Below are 24,748 nucleotides of genomic sequence, written 5' to 3' on the forward strand. Positions count from 1 at the left end.
TGCACCCTACGCGCCCGATCCGCGAGTGGGTGCAACGCTGATGCCGCCGTTAACGCTTCGTCAACCTTTTTCCGGGCGCGCCTGTCCGGGTGCCCCCGCGGTCGGCGCGACCGGGAGGCTACTTCTTCGCGAGTGCCTCGAGACGCTCCTGCATCGCCAGCATCTGACGCTTCAGCTCGTCGAGCTCGCTCGGCGCCGGCGTGGGCGTCGCGGGCTGGATCGGCGTATGCTTGGACGGGGCCGAGGACTGCACGGCGCCCACCGCTCCGGGCGGTCCGAAGCCCGTGAACATCTTCATCGCATCGCCGAAGAAGCTCAGGTTGGTCCGCACCTGCTGCTCGATCGCGTTCTGGAACGCGGCCGGTCCGAAGCTCGTGCCGAACTTCTCGCGCAGGCCCTCCTGGTCGCGGGCGAAATTCGTCATCGAGAATTCGAGGAAGCTCGGCACCATGGTTCGCATGCTGTCGCCGTAGAAGCGGATCAGCTGCCGCAGGAAGGCGACCGGCAGGAGGTTGTCCGCCCCTGCCTTGTTCTCCTGCTCGAAGATGATCTGCGTCAGGACGGAGCGCGTGATGTCGTCGCTCGTCCGCGCATCGTAGACGACGAAATCCTCGCCGTTCTGCACCATGGTGGCCAAGTCTTCGAGCGTCACGTAGGTCGAGGTGCCGGTATGGTAGAGGCGCCTGTTCGCATACTTCTTGATGACGGTCTGCTGGGCCTTGACGCTCTCCGCCATTTCTGGGGCCTCTCCCAATCCCAATGCAGGGCCGCTCCGCGCATCTTGCCCCGCACAATGACCTTAAGGCTTTCATGCGCCGCGGAAAACCGCAATCTGGCGCGTTTTCCAGCGGAATAATGCATAAGTGGGCGCCAATCCCGGCATTTGACGCGCTGCGAAGGCCGGCTCCCACACCTTCGGCCGACTTGACTTCGCGTAGCCCAGGCCCTTCATCCCCTCAACGGACCAGAGCGCGAGCCGCGAAGGCGCGCCGGCCGCGAGAGGAGAACGTCAGATGGCAGGCAGCGAAGAGATCGTCATCGTCGGTGCGGCCCGCACCCCGGTGGGCTCCTTCGGCGGCGCATTCGGCAGCATGCCCGCGCACGAACTCGGCAAGATCGCGATCCAGGCTGCCCTGGAGCGCGCGGGCGTCCCGGCCGCGGACGTCGACGAGGTGATCTTCGGGCAAGTGCTCACCGCCGGCGCCGGTCAGAACCCGGCCCGTCAGGCCGCCATCGCCGCCGGCATTCCCGAGAAGGCCACGGCCTGGGGCGTCAACCAGGTCTGCGGCTCGGGGCTCCGGACCGTGGCGCTCGGCATGCAGCAGATCGCCAACGGCGACGCCACCGTGATCGTGGCCGGCGGCCAGGAATCCATGTCCCTCGCTCCCCATGCGCAGTACCTGCGCGGCGGCCAGAAGATGGGCGACCTCAAGCTCATCGACACCATGATCAAGGACGGCCTCTGGGACGCCTTCAACGGCTACCACATGGGCCAGACCGCCGAGAACGTGGCCCAGGCCTTCCAACTCACCCGCGAGCAGCAGGACCAGTTCGCGACCCGCTCGCAGAACAAGGCCGAGGCCGCCCGCAAGGAGGGCCGCTTCAAGGAGGAGATCGTTCCCGTCACGGTGCCGGGCAAGAAGGGCGACACGATCGTCGATGCCGACGAGTACATCCGTGACGGCGCCACCGTCGAGGCGATGGCGAAGCTGAAGCCCGCCTTCGCCAAGGACGGCACCGTGACGGCCGCCAACGCGTCCGGTCTCAACGACGGCGCCGCCGCCATCGTGCTGATGTCGGCCGCGGAGGCCGAGCGCCGCGGCCTCACCCCGCTCGCCAAGATCAAGTCCTGGGCGACCGCGGGCGTCGATCCGAAGGTGATGGGCACCGGCCCGATCCCGGCCTCGCGCAAGGCCCTCGACAAGGCGGGCTGGAAGCCCTCCGACCTCGACCTGATCGAGGCCAACGAGGCCTTCGCCGCCCAGGCGCTCGCGGTGAACAAGGACATGGGCTGGGACGACGCGAAGGTGAACGTCAACGGCGGCGCCATCGCCATCGGCCACCCGATCGGCGCTTCGGGCGCCCGCGTCCTCGTCACCCTGCTGCACGAGATGAAACGCCGCGATGCCAAGAAGGGTCTTGCCACCCTCTGCATCGGCGGCGGCATGGGCGTCGCCCTCTGCGTCGAGCGGCCCTGATCGTCCGGGCCGGCCGGCTCCCGGAGCCGGCCGGCACTGGGAAGATACTGGTATACAAAAACAATTTGGCCCGGCTGTCAGATTTATTCGCGTGCGGACGCCATCCGCGCGCAGCAGAATGACTCTACCATCCCGCACTGCGTCGAACGCGCGGGACAGCCGCAGCGCCGGCACCCGCAACGATAAGAACCGGAGGAAATTATGGCCCAGCAACGCGTCGCCCTCGTCACCGGCGGCACCCGCGGCATCGGCGCCGCCATCTCGAAGCGCCTGAAGGACAAGGGCTACAAGGTCGCGGCGAATTACGGCGGCAACGACGAGGCGGCCCAGGCCTTCAAGGCCGAGACCGGCATCCCGGTCTTCAAGTTCGACGTGGGCGACTACGAGGGCTGCGAGGCGGGCATCCGGGCGATCGAGGCCGAGCTCGGCCCGATCGACGTGCTGGTGAACAACGCCGGCATCACCCGCGACGGCGCCTTCCACAAGATGACCTTCGAGAAGTGGCAGGCGGTCATCCGCACCAATCTCGACTCGATGTTCACCTGCACGCGCCCCCTCATCGACGGCATGCGCTCGCGCGGCTTCGGGCGCATCATCATCATCTCGTCGATCAACGGCCAGAAGGGCCAGGCGGGCCAGACCAACTACTCGGCGGCCAAGGCCGGCGTGGTCGGCTTCGCCAAGGCGCTCGCCCAGGAGAGCGCCTCGAAGGGCATCACGGTGAACGTGGTGGCCCCGGGCTACATCGCCACCGAGATGGTGATGGCCGTGCCCGAGGACATCCGCAACAAGATCATCTCGACGATTCCTACCGGCCGCCTCGGCGAGGCCGACGAGATCGCCCACGCCGTCGAGTACCTCGCCAGCGACGAGGCCGGCTTCGTCAACGGCTCGACGCTGACCATCAACGGCGGTCAGCACTTCGTCTGATCCCGAGGATCGCACCCCGCGATCCGATCGGACGGTGCGAACCACCGGCCCGGCGTGCTAGCGCCGGGCCATGACCCCCCATACGGCCACCCTTCTCGGTTGCGGCGCGATCCTGCTCTGGTCGCTGCTCGCCCTCTTCACCGCGGCCTCCGGCGCGGTGCCGCCCTTCCAGCTCGCCGCGATGACCTTCGGGCTCGGCGGTCTCCTCGGCGGCCTGTCCTGGATCCTGCGCCCGGCCGGGGTCGCGGCCCTGCGCCAGCCCTGGCGCGTCTGGCTGCTCGGGGTGGGCGGCCTGTTCGGCTACCACGCCCTCTACTTCGCGGCCCTGCGGCTCGCGCCGCCGGCCGAGGCCGGGCTGATCAACTATCTCTGGCCCCTGCTGATCGTGCTGTTCTCGGCGCTGCTGCCGCGGGCCGGCGGGTTGCGGGCGGGCCATCTCCTCGGCGCGCTGCTCGGGCTCGCGGGCGTGGCGGCGCTCTTCCTCGCCCGCGGCGAGGTCGGCTTCGCCGCCGGGGCGCTGCCGGGCTACGCCGCCGCGCTGGCCGCGGCCTTCGTCTGGGCGGCCTACTCGGTGCTGTCGTCGCGGGCCGGCGGCGTGCCGACCGACGCGGTCGCGGGCTTCTGCCTCGTCACCGCCCTGCTGAGCGCCCTCTGCCACCTTCTCTTCGAGGTGACGGTCTGGCCCGCCGACGGGCTGCAATGGGGCGCGATCGTCGCTCTCGGCCTGGGACCGGTCGGCGCGGCCTTCTACCTCTGGGATCTCGGCGTGAAGCGCGGCGACATCCGCCTGCTCGGCGTCGCCGCCTACGCGGCACCGGTCCTCTCGACGCTGATCCTGGTGGCGGCCGGCTACGCGCCGGCGACCCCCGCCCTCGGCCTCGCCTGCCTGCTCATCGTGGCCGGAGCCGTGATGGCCGTGCGGGCGTCGCGGCGGCGCGAGCCGGCCGCGGCGTGATCCTCAGGGCCGCGGCATCGGGCGCCAGTCCGGCGGCGCCATCTCGAACCCCTCGAACTGGAAGCCGGGCGCCACGGTGCAGCCGACCAGCGTCCAGGCCCCGAGGCTCGTCGCCGTCTGCCAATGGCCCGCGGGCACGACGTGCTGGGGCCGCTGCCCGCGGGCGAGATCGCCCCCGAGATGATGGGCGGAGGCATCGTGCCCGTTCGGGCTCACCGTGAGGACCAGCGGCGCGCCCGCGTACCAGTGCCAGATCTCGGCGGCATCGACCCGGTGCCAGGCGGAGACCTCGCCCACATCGAGCAGGTAGTAGATCGCCGTGCCGACCGAGCGGCCCTCCACGAGGCGCGGATCGCGGAACGTCTCGCGGTAATGGCCGCCCTCCGGGTGCGGTTCGAGGCCGAGCGCCGCGATCACCTGCGCGGCCGTCATCGTGGAACTCATCGCTGAAGGATCCTCAAGAACCGTGGCGGGTGGCCGGTCCGGCGGCGGCTTTCCCGCGACCGCTGCGGCCGGTCTCGGGCGCGCTCGCGACGGCGAGCGGCGCGAGACCCCGGGGTGACGGACTGCCCGCCGCCGAGCCGGCCTCCGCGTCGGTGGACAGCACTCTACTCCGCGATCGCGCCCTGCGGCAGGCTGAAGCCCGGGGGCGCCTTCGGGGCCGCGGGCTGAGCCCGCCCCGGGGCCCGCCGTGGGCCGCCCGCTTGGGCGCCGCTTGACCCGCCCGCTTGCGCACCGCTTGGCCCGCTGCCCGGCCCGTTCGCCTGGCCCTCGCCCGGGCCCTCGGCGCCGGCCTTCCGCGACCGGTTCGGGCGCCCGGGCTTGCCCTCCGTCTTCGCCAGCGCCGGCGGCGCCTTCACCGGGGGCGGATCGACGCAGTCGCGGAAGCTCAGGCGCGCCAGCGGCTCGCCGGCCTCCGTGACGATCGTCAGGGGATCGGGCAGCAGGGGAAGACCGGCATCCCAGCGGATCGGGCCGCCGAGCTGCGCTTCGAGGACGTTGGGCGGACCGCCGCGCCGCAGCGCGCCGATATCGGCGCCGTAGGCGGTCGCCATCCGGCCGGCGATCGTCACCTGGAGCACCTCGGTGATGTCCGGGGTCAGGGGACGCAGCGGGTTCTCGATGCGGACATGTCCGATCCGCGTGACGAAGACCTCGAAGGCCTTGTCGCCGGCATAGCGGGCCGCCTTCGGGCCGCAGGCGGTCGCGGGCTGCGCGGCGTAGGGCGCCGGAGCCTCGGCGGCCGGCGGCGCAGGAGACGGCAGGGGAGGGGACAGGGACGGCAGCGGGGATGGCGCCGGGGCCTCTGCCGGGGGCTTGCCCGGCGCGGCTTTGCCCATCGGGGCGTCCGGCTTCTGCTGGGCCGGAGCCGGCCCGGCCAGGAGGGCGGACCCGAGCGCGCCGGCCAGCGCGATGCGCGCGGCGAACGGGACGCGGCGGGCCGACATCGGCCTAGACCCGCGCACGCGGACGCTGCGGCGTCGGCACTTCCGTCGCCTCCGCCTCCAAGATGTCGGCCGAGCGATCGATCGGGCTCGGCGGAGGCTTGACCGTCGTCAGCAGATCCTCGTCGCGAATGTCGAACTCGCTGTCGAGGCGCAGGGGCGGGCGTCGGCTGCGGGCGGTCAATGCGCCGATGACGACGCCCGCGATCGCGCAGGCCAGGATCGCGCAGAGGATCAGAACCAATTCCATGCCCGCCCACCGTTACTCCAAGCGGGCGGCACATGCATCACCGGACTTGCATCACCGGACTTGCATCACCGGACTTGCCTCACCGGACTTGCCTCACCGGACTTGCCCGGCCCCGCGCGGACGCGCCCGCCCCGGTGCCGCGGCAGCCGGGCCGCGGAACGGACCTTGCACAGGGGATCCGCGGGCGGCCGGCCCGACGGGATCGGCGCGCGCCGGCCGGGTGGAGGGGGTTGCGTCCAGCCCGGCCGCGCGCCAACGCCTTCGGACGTCCGCGGCGTGCCCGAGCGCTCGCGCGGATCGCGACACCCCGTCGGAACGACCCAGGGAGCCAGGACCGATCGATGCCCGAGGACGCCCGGAACCGGACCCCCGAGGAGCTTGAGGCTCACCTGCTCGGACTGATCGAGACGTCTCGTGCCCAGGCCGCGGAGGATCCGTTCCGGAACCCCGTGCTCGCCGTCACCCTGGCGATCACCCGGCGTCTCGACCGCGTCGAGATCGCCGAGGAGGATCTCGACGCGCTGTTCGTGCGCCTGCGCGCCCAGGCGCTCGCCGAGCGCGCGGAGCGCCTGCGGGGCTACGTCGGTCTCGGAACCCGGGTCGATCCGGACGCCGCCGTGCCGGCGCGCCTCGTGGCCGCCATCCCGCGGCGGGCGGGCGATTTCGAGAGCTTCCGCGACCTCGTCGGGCGCACCGCCTTCGCGGTGGTGTTCACCGCGCACCCGACCTTCGGCATGCCGCGCACGGTCGCCGCGCTGCTCGCCCGCAGCGCCAGCCTCGCCGAGCCCGAGGCGCGCGAGCCCCTGATCGCCGAGGCCGCGGCGCGCTCGACCCGGCCCGACCCGAAGATCAGCCTCGACGACGAGTTCGACCAAGCCTGCGTCGCGGCCAATCACGGCCGCGAGGCGCTGGACGGCTTCAACGGGGCGCTGATCGACGCGGCGCGGCAGCGCTGGCCCGACCGCTGGACCGAGCTGGTGCCCCGCCCCCTCGCCATCGCCAGCTGGGTCGGCTGCGACACGGACGGACGCACCGATATCGGCTGGTGGGACACCCTCCGCTACCGCCTCGAATCGAAGCGCATGCAGTTCGACCGCGTGCTGCGCCAATTGCCCAAGATCCAGGCGACGCAGGTGGTGCGCAGCTTGGCCGAGAACGCCCTCAGCGCCGTCAACCGCCAGCTCGCGGTGGCGCCGCGGCTCGGCGAAAAGCCCTCGCTCGAGGCGGTGCACCGCTTCGCGCTCGCGGTGATCATCGAGCGCGAGCGCGCCCAGCCCGATGCGGGCGCGCTCCTCGCCGGGCTGGCCAGCGCCATCGGCGCGGCCGAGGACGAGGGGGACCGGCGGGCGATCGCGGTGCTGCGCGCGGGCGTGGCGACGCACGGCCTCTCGAACGCGCTGCCCCATTTCCGGCTGAACGCGAGCCAGATCCACAACGCCGTCCGCCGCGTCACCGACCTCGAGGGCGAGCCGGCCGACCCGGCCCACCGCCGCTCGCACTTGGCGGCCATCCACAGCCTGCTCAACGACGTGCAGCCGGTCGCGGTGGATTTCGGCGCGCTCGCCGCCGAGCGTGCCTCGGCCGCCCGCCTGATGATGACGATCGCCCAGATCCTCAAGCATGTGGACGGCACCCACCCGGTGCGCTTCCTCATCGCCGAAACCGAGACGGGCTACACGCTGCTGGCCGCCCTCTGGCTGGCGCGCCATTACGGCATCGCGGACAAGCTCGAGATCACGCCGCTCTTCGAGACCGCCGAGGCCCTGGAGCAGGGCATCCGGGTGCTCGACGACGCCCTGCGCAACCCGCACTGGCGCCACTACCTCAAGCGCATCGGCCGCCTCACGGTGCAGTTCGGCTACTCGGATTCCGGGCGCTACGTCGGCCAGCTCGCCGCCACCTTCTGGATCGAGCGCCTGCGCCTGCGCATCACCGACATGCTGGTGCAGAACGGACTGCAGGACATCGAGCTCGCGATCTTCGACACCCACGGCGAATCGATCGGGCGCGGCGCCCACCCGACCTCGCTGCGCGACCGGCTCGCCTATCTCGCCCCCGAGGATGCCCGCGAGAAGAACCGCAAGGCCGGCATCCGCGTCCGCCTCGAATCGAGCTTCCAGGGCACCGACGGCTACCTGCTGTTCGGCACCCAGGCGCTGGCCGAGGCGAGCGTCGCGCGGGTCGCCGAGCATGTCTACGCTCTCGACATCGCCGACGACGACGCCTTCTCCGACTACGCGCTGCGCGAGCCGGAGGAGGGGGCCGACGCCGCCGACGACCCGGTCTACGCCGAGACCGACTTCGCCCTCGAGTTCTTCACGAGCGTGCGCCAGGACATGGAGGCGCTCGTCGACGATCCGGGCTACGCCGCCCTGCTCGGCACCTTCGGCCCGAGCCTGATCGACCGTACCGGCTCCCGCCCGGTGGCCCGTCAGAGCGACTCGGGCGGCCCGGCGCGGATCACCCATCCGCGCCAGATGCGGGCGATCCCCAACAACGCGATCCTGCATCAGCTCGGCTACCTCGCGAACTCGCTCCACGGCCTCGGCCGGGCGGCGGAGCGCGCGCCCGACCTGTTCCGCGACATGCGCCGCGACTCGGTGCGCTTCTCGCGCGCCTTCCGGCTGGCCCAGCACGCGGCGAGCGTCGGCGATCTCGACGTGCTGCGCGCCTATATCGACACGCTCGACCCGGCCGTCTGGCTGGAGCGGGCGCGCCGCACCCAGAAGGACGGGCGGCGCGAGGAGCTGGTGGTCATCGCCGGAACCCTGGACCGGCTCGGCCTCGCCCCGGGCCTGCGCCGGCTGTTCGGCCGGCTCACCTGCGACTGGCTCGGCCTGCAGAGCGCCGCGCCCGATCTCAAGAAGATGTCGGTCCGCCTGACCCTGCTGCACGCGATCCGCCTGGCGCTGATCCACCGGATCTGGTTCACGGCCGTCCATATCCCGGGCTTCCGGCCCCAGGCCGGCGTCAGCCGCGACCAGCTGCTGGAGCGTTTCCTGCGCCTCGATATCGACGGCTGCCTGACGCTCCTCGACGAGATCTTCCCCGTCACCCCCGATCCGACCCTGGGCCTCAATTTCGGCGAGCCGGCGGGGCCGCGGGACGTCGGCACCTACGAGGCCGAGCATAGCGGCCTGTTCCAGCCGATGCGGCGGATGTTCGCCCAGGTCCGGGAGATCTCCGGCATGATCCAGCACGAGGTGGGCGCGTTCGGATAGGGCGGCCGGGCTGGGGGCCGGGCGGGACGGTGCGGGCGCGCCGCGCCCCATCGCCGGCCTCGCGGTCCAGACTTGCATCTGGCGGTCCGCGCCGCTCCCGTGCTAACGGCCCGATTCGGCATCGTGGAGGGTGCAGTCCGGATTCCGCCTCCCCATATGCCGGTCGCCCGCGTCCGGTGGCCGCGGGAGACGTCCGGCCGCCGCCGACGCGGCGGCGCACGGGCATGCTAGATCCGGCATGATCGACGGGACGAATCGGCTGGCCGGCCGCCCATGGCGGCGCGCGGGCGAAGGACCTTGAGGACAGGGATGTCGAAGCGGGACTATTACGAGATTCTGGGGGTCTCGAAGACGGCGACCGAGGGCGAGATGAAGGTCGCCTTCCGCAAGCTCGCCATGAGCTACCACCCGGACCGCAATCCCGGCGACAAGGAAGCCGAGATCAAGTTCAAGGAGATCAACGAGGCCTATCAGTGCCTCTCGGACGGCCAGAAGCGCGCCGCCTACGACCGCTTCGGCCACGCCGCCTTCAGCCAGGGCGGTGCGGGCGGCCCCGGATTCGGCAACGAGTTCGGCGACTTCATGTCGGACATCTTCGACAATTTCTTCGGCGACGGGCGCGGCGGCGGCGCGGCGCGCGGCGGGCGCGGCGGTGGCGCGCCGGGCCGCGAGCGCGGAGCGGACCTGCGCTACAATCTCGAGATCACCCTCGAGGAGGCCTATGCGGGCAAGGCCGAGACCATCCGGATCCCGACCTCGATCACCTGCGAGACCTGCGCCGGCTCGGGCGCCAAGCCCGGCTCGAAGCCGCGCACCTGCTCGACCTGCGCCGGCTACGGCCGGGTGCGGGCGGCGCAGGGCTTCTTCGCCATCGAGCGCACCTGCCCGAACTGCCACGGCCGCGGCGAGATCGTCGACGATCCCTGCAGCGCCTGCGCGGGGGCGGGCCGCGTCAACCGCGAGCGCACCCTCTCGATCAACGTGCCGGCGGGCGTCGACGACGGCCTGCGCATCCGCCTCGCGGGCGAGGGCGAGAGCGGCCTGCGCGGCGGGCCGGCGGGCGATCTCTACGTCTTCCTCTCGATCAAGCCGCACGACTTCTTCCAGCGCGACGGGGCGGACCTGTTCTGCCGGGTGCCGATTTCGATGGTGACGGCGGCTTTGTCGGGCGAGATCACCGTGCCGGTGATCGACGGCACGCAGACCCAGGTCCGAATCCCGGCCGGAACGCAGACCGCCAAGCAGTTCCGGATCAAGGGCAAGGGCATGCCGGTGCTGCGGGCGCGCGAGGTCGGCGACCTCTACATCCAGGTCTTCGTCGAAACGCCGCAGAACCTCTCCAAGCGCCAGCGCGAGTTGCTGCAGGAGTTCGACACCACAGCCTCGGACGAGAACCACCCGGAGAGCGCGGGCTTCTTCTCGAAGGTCCGCGACTTCTTCGGCGCCGCGCGGGCGTGAGGATCGTTCGCCGCCCGCGACGGGCGGCAGCGGTTCGATGCCGAACGGACCGGTTCGCGGCATTGCGAATCGGCGGCGGATCCATTCCGATCCGGGCCGGTTATCGCTTTTGGCCGGCAGCGTGCAGCCTCGCCCTAGCGGGGCTGCCGGCTTGACTGTATGACGTGCGTCATTCGGGCCCACCAACGAGAACTGAGGAACACCGGACTTGCCGTCCTTACGTCGTCCCAGCGCCAAGGCCCGGGCTCTTCAGGTGGGGGGGCGGCGTGAGCCGCTGGAGGACGAGGCGCGATTCCTGCGCTCGTGGCTCGAGCGACCGCTCGTCACCGGTGCGGTCACCCCGTCCGGCAAGATGCTGGCGCGCACGATGGCATCCTACGTCGATCCCCGTCTCACCGGGCCGGTGGTCGAGCTCGGCCCCGGCACGGGGCCGGTCACCGAGGCGCTGATCCGGCGGGGCATCGCGCCGGAACGGCTCGTCCTGGTCGAGTTCAACCCGGATTTCTGCGCCCTGCTCGCCCGCCGGTTCCCGGGCGTCCGTGTGGTGCGCGGCGACGCCTACGACATCCGCCGGACGCTCGGCGACCTGCTGCGGGAGCCGGCCGCCGCCACGATCTCGAGCCTGCCGCTCTTCACCAAGCCGCTGGAGCAGCGCCTTGAGCTGCTCAACTCCGCTCACGACCTGATGCATCCGGGCGCGCCCTTCGTGCAGTTCACCTACGCGGTGGTGCCGCCGATCCCGGCCCGCTGCGAGGCCGGCAGCTACACGGCCGACCGCTCGAACCGGGTCTGGCTCAACCTGCCGCCGGCCCGCGTCTGGGTCTATCGCCGGCCCTGAGCGGCCCCGCTGCAGTGTTACGCATTTCTGGAGAGATACACGGGGCGGCAGGATCTTCTTAAGATTCGCGTGGGCATTTTTGACACGGACCCGCCGCCGGGCGAATCCGGCCTTCCCACGCGAACGTCCCGATGAGCACGATCTCCTCCACCGCGAGCGCCCAGCCCGCCTACGCGCCCCCGCGCGCCCATTCCGGCCAGGGGCGCATCACCTCCGAGATCAACGACGAGGTCTCCGCCGGCACGCTCAGCGCGACCGACGCCACCGCGCTGAAGAAGGCGCTCGACTCGATCGACACCAGCCTGTCGGCGGATGCAGGCGGCACCTCCGGGACGTCGGGATCGAAGACCCGGCTCGACCCGTCCCAGGCCAAGGACCGCATCGGCAGCCTGATCGACGACCAGGTGACGGCCGGCAGCCTGACCAGCGATCAGGCCAGCACCCTCAAGGGCCTCTTCGCCCAGCAGGGCGGCCCGCAGGCCGCCGAAGGATCGGGCCGCGGCCAGGGCGGACCCCGCGGCGCGGGCGGCCCGCCCCCCGGCCCGCCGCCCGGCGCGGATGCCGCCGATGACGGTTCCGAAAGCACCGGTACCAGCTCCGCGACCGATCTCCTGGCGAGCTTCATCCAGCAGCTTCAGGCCTCGCAATCGAGCGCATCGGGCTACGGCAACAGCGCCGGCACGGGCCGTGCCGCCACCAACGCGTCGGCCCTGCTCTTCGATTTCCGGAGCTGACGCGGCCCGAGAGCGTCGGCCGGATCGCGTCAGGAGCCGCCGAGCGCGGCGCGCGTGCGAGGATCGGCGCCGACATCGCGCGCGCCGTCCATGCCCAGCGCCTCGATGAGTCGCATCCGCGCCCGGCTGACGCGGCTCTTCACGGTGCCGACGGCGACGCCGCAGATCTCGGCCGCCTCCTCGTAGGTGAAACTCTGCGCGCCGACGAGGATCAGGGCCTCCCGCTGCGTGAAGGGCAGCCGGTCGAGCGCGCTCTTGAACGCCTCCATCTCGAGGCGGATCTCCTGTTCCGGCAGGGCGGCGAGCCGGCCCGCATGGACGCCGTCGACATCCTCCACCTCCCGCTTGCGCTTGCGCTGCTGCGAGTAGAACTGGTTGCGCAGGATGGTGAACAGCCACGCGGTCAGGTTGGTGCCGCGCCGGAAGCTCTCGGCCTTGCTCCAGGCGCGGATCAGCGTGTCCTGAACGAGGTCGTCGCTGCGGTCGAGGTCGTAGGTGAGCGAGAAGGCGAAGGCGCGAAGCGCCGGAATCGCCCCGAGGAGAAGCTCCCGCATCTCCGCATCGGCGCCGGGGGATGGACAGAAAGGGCCCGGACTCATCGCGACGCCTCCATCCGGGCCGCGAGTTCGGCCGCGAGCGCCGCGAGACGGTCGGGCACGGGCTCGGCCAGCACCTCGGCATAGAGCAGGCGCAACCCGCGGCCGATCCGGGCACGGGCGCCCGGATTCAACCGCCCCTGCGCCGCTGCCGGGGCGAGCGGAGGGGCGTGCGGTTCGGGCCCCGCCTGCGTGACGGACGGCATCTGTTCGTAGTTCATCGGCGGCCCCCTACGGGCGGGCGACGAGGCCGGGCCGGCCCTGCTGGCCGTGTCCGCGCAGCGGGCGGGAGACGGGCTCCCGCTCTCCGCATGGCTCGTCGCACTGTGGTGGGGGTGCTACGAGGTGTGGATTTAATGCTGTCTGAAGGAAATATTCAGACGTTCTTCACATTGGTCTTTCCCGTGCCGGATCACGATCCGATAAGAACAGCCACGCTTCAACCCTGCGCTCCATCGGATCAAGCTTGGCCTTGACCGGCATTCGTCGCCTGCGGGCTGCTGTGGTACCGCGGCCTGTCCGACCTGTACTTCGCGCGGACGCTCAACCTGCTCCTGATCGTCTCGGGCGCGAGCGACCTGCTCTGACCGTCCGCGCAGCGGCACAGCTCCGACGCGTCAGCCATCGCCGCAGCCCGCTCCGGTCGTCGAACCGCACCCGATGCCTCCGGCCGACAGTCAGGGGGAGCAGGAGAGGGCGCCGAGCAGATCGTAGGATGCGGGCTCGGCCGGCTCATTTGTGAGGCCGTCCATCAGCGCGAACATGAGAGCCACCGCGACCAGTAGGACCATCAGGATCTCGGTCAGCAGGTCCGGATCCGCGCGCAGCCGATGGATCGCCGCGCATCCCGCCGTGAAGGTCGCCGCCTCGATCATCTCGACAGGTGGTCCCATGAATGCCCCCGCTCGAATCAACCGGGATTACGGTTGCGCTGCGGTAGCTGCGGTGCATCCCCGAAATGGGGGATCGCGCAGGGCCGGATCGCCGCACCGGTCGAGGGCGGTGCCACAGCCGGCAGGCCGCCTGCTCCGAGGCTTGTGATGACGTGGGTGGGAACGCCCCGCGGCAGGGAGGATTGCCGGTTCTGGATCTCTGAGCCGGAGCCCGCCCGATGAGCCGCCTTCCCCGCGTCGCCACGACATGTCTCGCCCTCACGCTGGTTCTCCCGGCGGTCACGGCGTCATCCGCCTGGGCCCGCTCCTCCAGCGTGTCCCGTACGCTCAAGGCCGTGGACACGGACAGCGACGGCAGCATCGATCTGAAGGAGGCTCAGGCCGCGGCCGAGGCGGTGTTCGACAAGGCCGATAAGGACAAGGAGGGCACCGTCGACACGAAGGAGTTGCAGGGCCGCGTCAGCCGCAAGGATCTGAAGGCCGCCGACGGCGACAGCGACGGCACGCTCGACAAGACGGAGTTCCTCGCCCTCGTCCAGGCCCGGTTCAAGGCCGCGGATCCGGACAACGACGGCACGCTCGACGAGAAGGAGCTCAAATCCAAGGCCGGTATGAGCCTGATGCAGCTGCTGAAGTAGGACGCGCGCCCGGTTTTCTCCGCGGCTCCCACGTCGCGTTCGTGCGCCCGCTGGGTCCCGTCGTCGAATCGGCGTATCGCCCGGCCATGAAGGCCGCCGCGGGACATCGGCGGGAAACACGCGCTCCCTACAACCAGACCGCGATGAGTCTGCCTCATCGCGGTCTGCCCGCGCGGCGGCTCTCGTCCGCCGAACCGCGTGGGTGATCGCCCGGGGGATCGGTCAGGTCCGCACAGGGAGGGCTGACGCCATGGTGCAGGAACAGCAAGAGGAGGCTGCGCGTCGCGTGATCGACCGCGCCCTGCTCGTCTCGGCCATCGTGTCCTTCGGGTTCGGCTTGATCGCGATGCTCGCGGGGGTAATGGCGTGAGCGATCGCCCCGAGATGCGTTGGGGCAGCTCCGACCAGTCGGCTTTCGTTCTGATCAGTGCCGGTCTCTTGATCCTGGCGCTGGCCCAGCTCGTGGTCGGGTTTCCCTGAGCCGTCTCAACCGATGCAGGCCGGTGCTCGACCGGTCTGGCGCGACGATCCTGTGTCCGGTGCCCCACACAGGGTGCGAGCGGCCCGACGATCGTTCCAGCGCCGGGCGGCGAGCAACCGGGGACCGGGGCGCATTCCGAATCGCTGCCGCAGGACAGCCGCCGCTTGCCTGTTCGGGCGTGATGGCGAATGACGCCACAGCCCCAATCCGGGCCTCCCGCATCGAGAATGCGGCGCCACGGAGCGCGACGGCAATGGTGTCGCAGTCTCGTCAGGATCGGGTTCGGCGCGGCTGCCGGTTCCGGCCGGCTGATGGAACCGGCCCCGCGCCGGAGCCAGCGATGAGCGGGCGTCCCGCATCCGACGATCCGCTTCGCGCCGCGCGCTTCGAAGGCCTCGGCCTGAACGGCACGCGGGGAATCCCGGGACGCGCGTCGACGGCTACTCGGCGCTTCCCGCCGGCAGACCGGCGATCTTTCCGGCCGCCTGGAGAAGCTCGACCGGAAGCATGGCGATGATCGTGCTGTTATGCTCGACGCCGATCTCCGTCAGGGTCTGGAGCCGCCGCAGCTCCAGGGCACCCGGCGCGGTCGCGATCACCGCCGCGGCCTCGGCCAGTTTCTGGGCCGCTTCGTTCTCGCCTTCGGCCTTGATGATGCGCGCCCGCTTCTCGCGGATGGCCTCCGCCTCGCGCGCGATGGCGCGCTGCATCTGCTCGGGGATGTCCACGTCCTTGATCTCGACCGCGTCGATCTCGATCCCCCATCGCTCGGCCGCCTGCGAGAGCAGGTCGAGCAGGCGCCGGTTGATGGCGACGCGGTCCTTCAGCATCTGGTCCAGATCGCTTTGCCCGATCGCGTCGCGCATGCCGGTCTCGGCCGCCTGGATGATGGCGGAGCGCCACGATTCGACGGCTGTGACCACGCGCGCCGGGTCGACGGCCCGATACCAGAGCACCGCGTTGACTTTGACGGCGACGCCGTCGCGGGTGATCGTCTCCTGGGTCTCGAGCTGGACGGTGATGGTCCGCGTGTCGACCTTGACGACGCGGTCGACGAAGGGGATCAGCCAGTACCAGCCCGGCCCCTTGGTCGCGCCGAGCCGACCGAGGCGGAACAGCACGGCGCGCTCGTATTCCTGGTTGATCCCGAGCGTCTTGAGGATCATCCCCAGGACGACAGCCGCTATTGCGGCGACGATCGCGTAATCCATCTTCACGCCCCCCGGCCGGTGCAGCGGATCCGGCAGCCGCGTCGCCCCGCGCTTCGTCCCCGGCGCCGCGCCCGGCCTCGTGATCCGATCCCGGGCGCGTCCGTCCTGCGGCGCCTCGCCCGACGGTCCCGTGACGGAGCGCCACCGGACCGCGGCCGCGATCCTCTCCGTGGCGCGGACAATGCGCTCAATCTTTCGGCGGTCCGACGGTATCGGCCGCATAGGCCTGTCGGGATCCGAGTGGCTTCGGCTCCCCCGTCGTGCTGTCGCGCGCCGTCTGCCGCTCGATCTCGGCGTTCAACTCGGCCCCGAGAAGCACGATGACGACCGAGAGCCAGATCCACGTCATGAGTCCGACGGCCGCCCCGAGCGAGCCGTAGATCCTGTTGTAGCTGTCGAAGCTCGCGACGTACCAGGAAAACGAGACCGAGGCGCAAACCCAGGAGATGGCCGCAGCGACGCCGCCCCAACTCACCCAGCGCCATTTGGCCTCGCGCCGGCTGGGTCCGTACCGGTACGTCACGGCGAGGCTGAGGCTGACGAGGATGAGAAGCCCCGGCCAGCGCACCAGGCGCAGGGTGACATCCGTCAGCCGGCCGAAACCGAGGTGATCGAGGACGAACGGCAGAACGACGACCAAGCCGGTGGCCGTGAGCGTGAACAGGATGCCGCTGAGCGTGAACAGCAGCGTGGTTGCGTAGAGGCGCACCAGCGAGCGCTTCTCGCGCTCCCTGTAGATCACGTTCAACGCGTCGAAGAGGGCGGTCACGCCCGAGTTGGCGCTCCAGAAGGCGATCAGGAGACTGACGAGCGAGGCTGTGCTGAGCGCGCCGGTGCTCTGCTGGGCCACGCGCACGAGCTGGCCGGACAGGAGGTCGATGACGCCGTTCGGCAGCACGCCCGCGAGCAGGCTCAGGTGCTGGTTGATGACGTGCGGATCGGCAAACAGGCTGTAGACCGACACGATCATCGCCAGGGCCGGGAAGGTCGCCAGCAGGGCGAAGAAGGCGACGCCTCCGGCGGTGGCGAGGACGCGGTCGCGCGGGACCGAGGACACGACTCGCCAGAGCACGTCCTTCCACCCCAGGACCGGGATCTCGGCAGGATCGTTCGCGCTGCGCCCGCGGCCGGGCTCGTCCCGCGCGCGAAGGAGCGCGCGGTCGACACGTCTCGGGTCGGGCCGGCGCGTGCCGACGGAGCGCCAATCCTCGGCCTCCGCCTCTGTCTCGTCCGTGCTCTCGTTCGGGTTCACGAGGGAGCCTGCACCGCGATCCATCCGCGCGCACTATGCCCCGTATCGGCAGGACGCCAACAGCCGCGGCTATCGCAAGACTTGAGACAATTTGTTATACACGTCGCCCGATCACCGGGCTGCCGGTTGCTGCTCTGATAGGCTACCAGAGCATCCCAATATCGCTGGGCGGCACTGCGTTGCGGTGCCGTCAGCGGGAACGAGTCCAGGCACGAGCACGCGCTCATGATAAGCCTGGACAGCGTCCCAGTTGGTCAATCCTCGCACCGGACGGGGCGGCAATCCTGGACGGGCACAGGTCCGTCACCAGGGTCGTCGTCATTCCATGGCCCTGCTGCATGGTCCGACGTCGCCGCGAGCCGCGTGGTGAGCGTCCGCGGGTCCGTGCCCGGGGGTTGGTCGAGGTCTCGGTCTCATCGAGGCACCCGAGGACATGGAATCGTGTTCGGCTCGCCCGCGAGCCATGCCTACACACAGCGTCACAGGCGGATGAGCCTGCTCTGCCATGTGATGGTCCCGTTGTCGGCGAGATCGCGGCCGTCGAGGTTGATCCGCAGGGGTGGCAGATCTAAAGTCGGATCATGCTCGTCAAAGCCAGCCGCATGCATACTCCACGGGGAGCCAGCATGCCGTCCAGAAGCCGCGCCGCGACCTATGGTTGATGTGGTGGAAACCATGAGAGGTGGACCATACACGTCCGGTCAGCCGCGCCAGCGCCAGCCTGACGTGAGAACATGGACGATGCCGCCGGTGACCTACCGGTCGTTTTCACGGATCCGGATTGTTTCTACGGCATGAACGAGATCGTCACCGCCCGTGGCCCTCCTGGAAACAGTACGGCTTTGCCATCACGATGCGCAGAAGCATCTCCGGCCGGCGAACAAGATGTCGCCCGACCGAACCCGAGGAGTAAGGCTGAGGATGAGCGACGCTCTGGCCCTGACTTGAGGTCGCCCACAGCCTCAATCACGCATTTACTCGGAGCGAAGTTCAGCGGCACCGGAGCTTGCGACCGACAGGCGTTCGTTTTGATTCTCCTGAAAATCTTCCGATAAAAGGAGAGCGTTTCGGGCTTCGCTGAAATTGTCAAAGTCGTTGATCATGCTGTAGATGGCCTGCTGTGATTCCGGATCCCGACCGAGTATGCACCGATAAAGCCAAACAACGCTGTCCGAAGATATCAGGTCGTCCACTTGCAATGCACTTTCGCGAATGATGGCTCATCCTAGCCACTTGCCAGATTTGGAAAATCAGACGCACAAAAACTTGATGGCGGAATCTGCTAAATAATGTTGAGCTGTCGCACAGTGAGCGAAAAATTTTTCAATCGGGGGCTATATGATTCAAGTCTTGCCGATAGTTGAGAAATAAAGTTTCTGAAGTCGGCGCGCCCGGCGTGCCGATCTAGGAAAATAAACCGACATTCACCACGGCCGGTCGGCTTTGGATTGTATAAGCCTGTACGCCGATCCACGGTCGGCCAATCGTTTGATGGGCTCTGGCGGCCCCGGCCAAGCGGTCGGGCCCATGCGGGCGACCCTGTCGGATCCGGCGACCACGATCACCGCGAGGCGGCTTCGGAACACTGCGCCCGGCGGACGGAACGTCGGCGATGGGCGCAGAGTCAATGGATTTTGTCTCAAGTCTTGGGATGGCCGCGGCTGTTGGCGTCCTGCCGATACGGGGCATAGTGCGCGCGGATGGATCGCGGTGCAGGCTCCCTCGTGAACCCGAACGAGAGCACGGACGAGACAGAGGCGGAGGCCGAGGATTGGCGCTCCGTCGGCACGCGCCGGCCCGACCCGAGACGTGTCGACGGGGTGGCGTCGCTGCGGCCATCTCCTGGGTTTGCGCCTCGGTCTCGTTTTCCTGGTACGTCGCGAGCTTCGACAGCTACAACAGGATCTACGGCTCGCTCGGGGCGGCCGTCGGACTCATGACGTGGATCTGGCTTTCGGTCGTCATCGTGCTTCTCGGGGCCGAGTTGAACGCCGAGATCGAGCGGCAGACGGCGCGCGACAGCACGACGGGGGAACCGAAGCCACTCGGATCCCGGCAGGCCTATGCGGCCGATACCGTCGGACCGCCGAAAGATTGAGCGCATCGTCCGCGCCACGGAGAGGATCGCGGCCGCGGTCCGGTGGCGCTCCGTCACGGGACCGTCGGGCGAGGCGCCGCAGGACGGACGCGCCCGGGATCGGATCCCGAGGCCGTTGGCTCTTCTTAACTCGATCACTTCACGGTCGCGTAGATCTAGACGTTCAGATCCGAATTTGGTCGGCCACCGACGCCATCGTCCTCTTCCAATGGTACGAAACGGTTGATTGTCGCAGCGGTCGTCCACGCCGCGCAGGTCGACTTTCAGCCACTCACGGACTATGTATGTCTGCCGATATGGGTCGGGCAACCACATCGCCGAGTAAATTATTCTCAAGCCTTTTAGATCATGGGCGCATTTGATTAGCAGTTGCATCGAGAGATCGCGGTCGCGCTAAGGGATTGAACCGATTTGGACCTGAAATATCTAACGTGGAATTGTGGAAAACACAGCTTTTGTAAAATTAGGAGTGATGATTGCTGAGACTAAACAGAAATGGCAACGTTGCTTCGCTGAATTACAACGCGAGGTTCTTGAGAAAATGGTCGATAGTTATTCTCCGTAACACGACATATTGGTCATAAGCCTGAAATAGCCATTTTTCAGCAAAATACATCTTGATTAATATTCGCATATTTTGTTTATCCAATTCTGTTCGAAATGCCTATGAAAAATTGAAAACGATTATTTTGCAACCCAATATCAGGTTATAGCGATGCTTCATAGAAAAATATTATTCTGGCACTCAATGAAGACGGCAGGAACTTCTGCGTACAGGGTCCTGCTGGGGGCGGCACGGGCTGCAAGCGTCAGAGCGCTCATTTCCGCTGGAGACAGCGACATGACGACGGCCCGATACATCGGACAGTCACCGGATAGGCGGGACGGCACGTGGGCCCTTGGCTGAACCGGCCGGCCGCCTGAAGCCGTCTGCAGCGCGCTCAGGTACGCGGTCCGCCAGTAGCCTCACGCAATGCCATTCCTCAAGCCGGACGTAGCTGAACAGGTTGTTGGATCCAGCCTCGCGCTCTCGCATCGCTCAAACTTCACAGACCCCGTCGGCGGATGGAATTATCTCCCCAGCCACGCTGCCAGCGATTTCTGTAGCAGCCGGATAAAGGCGCCGGATCCGTAGGCTGCTAGCCTTCTCAGGCTATTGCGGAGGTCGCCTGCGATCTCATATGAACACTGCGCTGAGGGAGAGACGATGAAACCGAAACTCTTCAATCAAATTCAAGGCAGCAGCCGGCGCAAACCAGCCAAGTTCGCGGTGGTCTCATACTTTACTGAAGACAATGAGTACCTTGAACATGCCGCAAAACTGAAATCTTCACTGGAAAGATTCTCAATCGCTCATCGCCTTGTTCCTGTTCGGAGCGAGGGTGTCTGGGAGGTTGATTGCGCACGAAAAGCACGATTCCTTCTGGAAGCTTGGCACTCGTCCACGAGGCCTATCGTGTGGCTCGATGCCGACGCAACTGTGGAGGCTTATCCAACACTCTTTGACGAGATCGAAGCAGATTTTGCTGTCCATCGTTGGCTAGGGTGGATGTTCGGCAGCGGCACCCTCTACTTTGGGAAATCGGAAGCTGCGCTCAAGCTGTTAGAGCAGTGGGTTCTAAGGTGTGAAGCCGATCCGCTTACTTGGGACCAGACGCATTTGCAATCAGCTTGGTGCGACGTTGCGGCGACGACTAGCCTTCGTACGGCGAGGCTCCCACGCTCTTACTTGCAGATTTTCGACGCTTCCGAAGAAGGGCGGGCAGTAATTAAACACTGGCAGGCGTCGAGAAAACCAAAACGCGAGGGCCGGTCGTCTAGTCGTCAGCAACTAGCGATCACCGAACGCGGATTACACGCCAGGATGAGTGACGTACCGTGGCGCCGATCCGAAGAGGCATTCTGGATTGCTCAAGGTACGGAGCATATAAAACCGGAACTGGGCCACGACTTCCCAGAGGGTTTCGATGTCGGCGCCATGCTACGTCGCGCGATCGGTTCGCACTGGCCTGTGCTTGAAATTGGGTGTGGGGTCGGCCGGATCGCGTCGCTCTTCGCTCCAGACGAATACCTTGGCGTTGACGTCAATCCGAGTGCGCTGAAGCAGGCCCGTGGCAGTCAACCCAACCACGACCTGAGGATCTTCGACGATGGATACGCCTATCCCGCCGCACCTGCCGTCCTCCTTTATACCGTGCTCTTACATGTATCAGAAGAGGCGCTTCTGCCGCTGCTGAATGAAGCGGTGAAAGGTAGGCGCCGGTTCGTTATTGCTGAGATCATGGACCGACGCTGGAGAAGATCAGGCGATCCACCGGTCTTCAATCGTGACCCAGAGGACTACATCCTCGCGATGCAACGACTCGGCTTCAGGCTCGTATTGGTGGAGAAGGCGGCTTATGAGCGGTATGATCAAGAGCCCTGGAACGTGGGTAAGGACTCGCGATTGACAGCACTGGTTTTCGAGCCGTTCGTTCCAAACGTTTCGTAGCGCTTGACCAAGCAACGGGATTAAGAGCCTCTAACAAAACGGGTTTGGTGCGTTGGGTGGAGATGGCGAGACCACTCCTTCCCGATGGCCTATGGGCCGAGATCGCACCGCTGCTGCCGCCTGAACGGGCCAAGCCGAAAGGCGGTCGGCCTCGAACCTCCGACCGCGCGGCACTGACGGGGATCCTGTTCGTGCTTCGCTCAGGCACGCCCTGGGAGTTGCTGCCCCGGGAGATGGGCTGTGGCTCGGGGATGACCTGCTGGCGGCGCTTGCGGGATTGGCAGAGGGCCGGAGTGTGGGACCGTCTGCAGCACGCGCTGCTCGACCGGCTCGGCCGCCAGAACGGGATCGACTTCAGTCGAGCTTCCCTCGACAGCGCCTCGATCGCCGCAAAAAAGGGGGCCCGGCGACGGGCCCGAACCCGACCGACCGGGGCAAGCCGGGCACGAAGCGCCACGTCCTCACCGACGCGAAGGGCATCCCCCTCGCGCTGAAGCTGACGGGTGCGAACGTGCACGACAGCCGGATGTTGGAGGCGGTCGTGGATGCCGTCCCGCCGATCCGCTCATGCTGGGGGCCGCCGCGCAAACGTCCCTCGAAGCTGCACGCCGACAAGGCCTACGACCACCGCCGCTGTCGTCAGGCGCTGACCCGCCGCCGCATCCAGCCCCGCATCGCCCGGCGCGGGATCGAGAGCAGCCAGCGGCTGGGACATCGCCGGTGGGTCGTCGAGCGCACCTTGGCCTGGTTCGCCCAGTTCCGTCGCCTCGCCATACGCTACGAGCGACGGGCCGACATCCATCTCGCTTTCTCCACGCTGGCGGCCGCCCTTATCGTTTGGCGCTTCATCGAACGATGGTTTTGTTAGGCGCTCTTAGGGAAAAAGGTAGCCGGCCTACCGCGTCCGCCGCTGTGTCCAGACTGACGGCACTCGGTGCCAAGATATGGTCGCTGCCGAAACAGCAGCCACGCAGATGCAGGACCCATCCCCATGGAGATCACCACCGCCGGCATCGATCTGGCCAAGAGCATCTGTCACACCATCCGGACCGCACGCTCGCGGACTTCGGGGGAAATGGGTGTGCTGCGCTTCGTCATGGCTGCAGTCTCTCAAGATAGGGAGCCTCCGAAAATCTCGGGACGGTTCAGCATGGCGATGCCTCTGGGCTGGGACGCCACCAGCCTATCCGTCACGCCCGGTTCGTCACCTCCGCGCACTCGACACGCCGCAAATGGCCAAAGTCGAGCTCACATAAAGGCTATCCAAATATTTTTATATGTGGCATTTTCTTACCCGAAAGGAGCGCAGGCAGCGTTAACTTGACCAGAGCAACACGCGGTCGATATAAGTGATCTAGCGACTGGTATAAGTAATATATAAAAATCAGTATAATATTCTTCATAAACAAGACCCAGGTGTGTTTCGGCGATGAAACTAATTAGCTACGCGCAAAATTATGAAGACATTCGGCTTTGGCGTGCATTTCGTGATGTCGAAAAAGGGCGATATATCGATATTGGAACGCAGGATCCTAATCTTGAATCGGTCAGTCGGCTGTTTTATGACCGTGGTTGGCGTGGTATTAATGTAGAGCCAACACCGGAATATGCTTCGGCTATGCGTGCCGCACGTCCGGATGAGAGGGTTGTCGAGGCGGCGGTGAGCAGTTCCCCCGTGCCGATCTTGCTATTTAATATCCACGGCACTGGTCTCTCGACGGGGGTTCCGGAAATTGCACGATTACATGAGGAAGCCGGCTGGACTTCTCACGAAATATTGGTTCAGACAATCACATTGGCGAATCTGTTCAATCTCATGGACAAAGAACAGATCCACTGGTTGAAGATCGATGTTGAGGGAATGGAGGCCGACGTGCTCGCGAGCTGGGGAGATCACCCTGCGCGGCCGGCGGCTCTAGTCATCGAAGCCACCAAGCCGAATACTCAGGAGCCGACCCATGGGGCATGGCATGGGATGGTTACTGGACGCGGTTACCGCGAAGTGCTGTTCGATGGACTGAGCCGTTACTTCGTCCACGAATTCCATGGACATCGTAGCGAAGCCCTTGCGCTAAGTCCGAACATTTTCGATGGGTTCCAGGTTCTGCGTACACATTTCTCGGCACAGCACATTGCAGCCGAGATCGAGCAGACAGTGGCTGATCTGCGCGAGGAGACCAAGGCGCTGGCGCGGAATCATGCGGAGCAATTGGGATGGATGACCGCTGATGCGTCAGAGCAACTCGACGCCGCCTTGCAGCGATCTAGAGAGCTTGAGGGTCAGCTTGCGTCAGAAGCGGAGGCGCACGCTCACGCTCTTGCGGCGGCCCATGCTGGTGCAGCCGATGCGTCAGAGCAACTCGACGCCGCCTTGCAGCGAGCTAGAGAGCTTGAGGGTCAGCTTGCGTCAAAAGCGGAGGCGCACGCTCACGCTCTTGCGGCGGCCCATGCTGGTGCAGCCGATGCGTCAGAGCAACTCGACGCCGCCTTGCAGCGAGCTAGAGAGCTTGAGGGTCAGCTTGCGTCCGAAGCGGAGGCACACGCTCACGCTCTTGCGGCGGCCCATGCTGGTGCAGCCGATGCGTCAGAGCAACTCGACGCCGCCTTGCAGCGAGCGGGCGAACAGGTACGACAACTTACCGAGCAGGCAGTGGGGTTAACAACAAGCTTGGCCATCGCGAGCGAGGAACGCGACAGGTCCGCCACAGAGGTGCAAGCTTTGGCCGGGGCTCGTGACAGTCTCGCCCAGGAGCTGGATGCAACCAGGAAAGAGGCAGCCGAGGTCAGCGCGGCACTTCGGCATGAAATCGAAAGTCTGCAGGCGACGCTCGGCCTGCGGGCGAGAAAACTGGCGGAAGCGCAAGACCTCCTCGCTTTGGTCCCGGATCCGTTGACCGGCGTTTCCGGCCTGCGTCAGCGCTTGATGCGCTGGACGGTCGGTTCATCTTACCTGTCCGATATGGCCGCCTACCAAGCGTCAGCATTGAAATGGCAGCACGATATCCCCGGGCCAACCGGACTGAACCGCCCCCAAATTTTCGGAGGCTCCCAATCTTGAG

Annotated in this window: 21 protein-coding genes and 1 pseudogene; 13 read left to right on the plus strand and 9 right to left on the minus strand. The window is 67.2% G+C overall.

Features of this window, described 5'->3' with window-relative positions:
* Window positions 1-118: 118 nt before the first annotated feature.
* Window positions 119-736, minus strand: coding sequence for a polyhydroxyalkanoate synthesis repressor PhaR (gene phaR, locus ACS5RC_RS00320; RefSeq protein WP_478341839.1), 618 nt, complete (start codon window positions 734-736; stop codon window positions 119-121).
* Window positions 737-1,013: 277 nt separating this feature from the next.
* Here phaR and ACS5RC_RS00325 point away from each other — a divergent pair, with 277 nt between their 5' ends.
* From ACS5RC_RS00325 to yddG, 3 genes are all read left to right on the plus strand, one after another.
* Window positions 1,014-2,198: an acetyl-CoA C-acetyltransferase gene (locus ACS5RC_RS00325; protein WP_478341840.1), complete on the plus strand. Its 1,185-nt coding sequence runs from the start codon at window positions 1,014-1,016 to the stop codon at window positions 2,196-2,198.
* Between the two features lie 201 nt (window positions 2,199-2,399).
* Window positions 2,400-3,128: an acetoacetyl-CoA reductase gene (gene phbB / locus ACS5RC_RS00330; protein WP_478341841.1), complete on the plus strand. Its 729-nt coding sequence runs from the start codon at window positions 2,400-2,402 to the stop codon at window positions 3,126-3,128.
* Window positions 3,129-3,198: 70 nt separating this feature from the next.
* On the plus strand, window positions 3,199-4,083 hold the full coding sequence (gene yddG / locus ACS5RC_RS00335) for an aromatic amino acid exporter YddG (protein WP_478341842.1): 885 nt from the start codon (window positions 3,199-3,201) through the stop codon (window positions 4,081-4,083).
* A gap of 3 nt (window positions 4,084-4,086) precedes the next feature.
* Here the strand turns inward: yddG and ACS5RC_RS00340 are convergent, their stop codons facing one another.
* The 3 genes from ACS5RC_RS00340 to ACS5RC_RS00350 all read right to left on the minus strand — a co-directional run bounded on the left by ACS5RC_RS00340 (window position 4,087) and on the right by ACS5RC_RS00350 (window position 5,778).
* Entirely contained in the window at window positions 4,087-4,527 is a 441-nt protein-coding gene (locus ACS5RC_RS00340; RefSeq protein ID WP_478341843.1) for a cupin domain-containing protein, read from the minus strand.
* Window positions 4,528-4,691: 164 nt separating this feature from the next.
* The gene (locus tag ACS5RC_RS00345; RefSeq protein ID WP_478341844.1) at window positions 4,692-5,531 is read right to left on the minus strand and encodes a hypothetical protein; all 840 of its coding nucleotides are present in this window, start codon (window positions 5,529-5,531) and stop codon (window positions 4,692-4,694) included.
* Between the two features lie 4 nt (window positions 5,532-5,535).
* Window positions 5,536-5,778, minus strand: coding sequence for a hypothetical protein (locus ACS5RC_RS00350; RefSeq protein WP_478341845.1), 243 nt, complete (start codon window positions 5,776-5,778; stop codon window positions 5,536-5,538).
* A 341-nt stretch (window positions 5,779-6,119) separates the two neighbouring features.
* Here ACS5RC_RS00350 and ACS5RC_RS00355 point away from each other — a divergent pair, with 341 nt between their 5' ends.
* From ACS5RC_RS00355 to ACS5RC_RS00370, 4 genes are all read left to right on the plus strand, one after another.
* Window positions 6,120-8,999 (plus strand): phosphoenolpyruvate carboxylase, encoded by a 2,880-nt coding sequence (locus ACS5RC_RS00355; protein ID WP_478341846.1) that lies wholly within the window; start codon window positions 6,120-6,122, stop codon window positions 8,997-8,999.
* A gap of 309 nt (window positions 9,000-9,308) precedes the next feature.
* Window positions 9,309-10,457 carry a molecular chaperone DnaJ gene (dnaJ, locus tag ACS5RC_RS00360; protein ID WP_478341847.1) on the plus strand — a complete coding sequence of 383 codons (1,149 nt, stop codon included), beginning with the start codon at window positions 9,309-9,311 and terminating at the stop codon, window positions 10,455-10,457.
* 208 nt (window positions 10,458-10,665) lie between these two features.
* Window positions 10,666-11,295, plus strand: coding sequence for a class I SAM-dependent methyltransferase (locus ACS5RC_RS00365; protein ID WP_478341848.1), 630 nt, complete (start codon window positions 10,666-10,668; stop codon window positions 11,293-11,295).
* Window positions 11,296-11,426: 131 nt separating this feature from the next.
* Window positions 11,427-12,029, plus strand: coding sequence for a hypothetical protein (locus ACS5RC_RS00370; RefSeq protein ID WP_478341849.1), 603 nt, complete (start codon window positions 11,427-11,429; stop codon window positions 12,027-12,029).
* Between the two features lie 29 nt (window positions 12,030-12,058).
* On the opposite strand, the gene ACS5RC_RS00375 is transcribed toward ACS5RC_RS00370, so the two are convergent.
* The 3 genes from ACS5RC_RS00375 to ACS5RC_RS00385 form a co-directional block, all read right to left on the minus strand.
* Entirely contained in the window at window positions 12,059-12,628 is a 570-nt protein-coding gene (locus ACS5RC_RS00375) for a sigma-70 family RNA polymerase sigma factor (protein ID WP_478341850.1), read from the minus strand.
* Window positions 12,625-12,846, minus strand: coding sequence for a NepR family anti-sigma factor (locus ACS5RC_RS00380; protein WP_478341851.1), 222 nt, complete (start codon window positions 12,844-12,846; stop codon window positions 12,625-12,627). Before ACS5RC_RS00380 ends, ACS5RC_RS00375 begins: the two co-directional genes overlap by 4 nt.
* 456 nt (window positions 12,847-13,302) lie before the next feature.
* Window positions 13,303-13,518, minus strand: coding sequence for a hypothetical protein (locus ACS5RC_RS00385; protein WP_478341852.1), 216 nt, complete (start codon window positions 13,516-13,518; stop codon window positions 13,303-13,305).
* Between the two features lie 218 nt (window positions 13,519-13,736).
* On the opposite strand from ACS5RC_RS00385, the gene ACS5RC_RS00390 reads away from it, so the two are divergent.
* Window positions 13,737-14,156, plus strand: a complete 420-nt coding sequence (locus ACS5RC_RS00390; protein ID WP_478341853.1) for an EF-hand domain-containing protein — start codon at window positions 13,737-13,739, stop codon at window positions 14,154-14,156.
* Window positions 14,157-15,077: 921 nt separating this feature from the next.
* On the opposite strand, the gene ACS5RC_RS00395 is transcribed toward ACS5RC_RS00390, so the two are convergent.
* Together ACS5RC_RS00395 and ACS5RC_RS00400 are read right to left on the minus strand one after the other, a co-directional pair.
* Window positions 15,078-15,848 carry an SPFH domain-containing protein gene (locus tag ACS5RC_RS00395; protein WP_478341854.1) on the minus strand — a complete coding sequence of 257 codons (771 nt, stop codon included), beginning with the start codon at window positions 15,846-15,848 and terminating at the stop codon, window positions 15,078-15,080.
* A 187-nt stretch (window positions 15,849-16,035) separates the two neighbouring features.
* A complete protein-coding gene (locus ACS5RC_RS00400) occupies window positions 16,036-17,124 on the minus strand; it encodes a YihY/virulence factor BrkB family protein (protein ID WP_478341855.1) in 1,089 nt (362 codons plus the stop codon).
* Between the two features lie 1,759 nt (window positions 17,125-18,883).
* On the opposite strand from ACS5RC_RS00400, the pseudogene ACS5RC_RS00405 reads away from it, so the two are divergent.
* The 5 genes and pseudogenes from ACS5RC_RS00405 to ACS5RC_RS00425 all read left to right on the plus strand — a co-directional run.
* Window positions 18,884-19,198 (plus strand): annotated as a pseudogene (locus ACS5RC_RS00405) (YihY/virulence factor BrkB family protein); the annotation flags it as partial.
* Between the two features lie 1,207 nt (window positions 19,199-20,405).
* Window positions 20,406-21,689 (plus strand): class I SAM-dependent methyltransferase, encoded by a 1,284-nt coding sequence (locus ACS5RC_RS00410; RefSeq protein ID WP_478341856.1) that lies wholly within the window; start codon window positions 20,406-20,408, stop codon window positions 21,687-21,689.
* A gap of 62 nt (window positions 21,690-21,751) precedes the next feature.
* Window positions 21,752-22,557, plus strand: a protein-coding gene (locus ACS5RC_RS00415) for an IS5 family transposase (RefSeq protein WP_478341857.1) whose coding sequence is annotated in 2 segments (ribosomal slippage) — window positions 21,752-22,079 and window positions 22,079-22,557 — 807 coding nt in all. Because the reading frame shifts where the segments join, the coding sequence is not laid out codon by codon here.
* 123 nt (window positions 22,558-22,680) lie between these two features.
* Entirely contained in the window at window positions 22,681-23,013 is a 333-nt protein-coding gene (locus tag ACS5RC_RS00420) for a hypothetical protein (RefSeq protein WP_478341858.1), read from the plus strand.
* A gap of 105 nt (window positions 23,014-23,118) precedes the next feature.
* On the plus strand, window positions 23,119-24,747 hold the full coding sequence (locus ACS5RC_RS00425; protein ID WP_478341859.1) for an FkbM family methyltransferase: 1,629 nt from the start codon (window positions 23,119-23,121) through the stop codon (window positions 24,745-24,747).
* Window position 24,748: the final 1 nt, after the last annotated feature.

The sequence above is a fragment of the Methylobacterium sp. HJ2 genome (assembly GCF_056431005.1).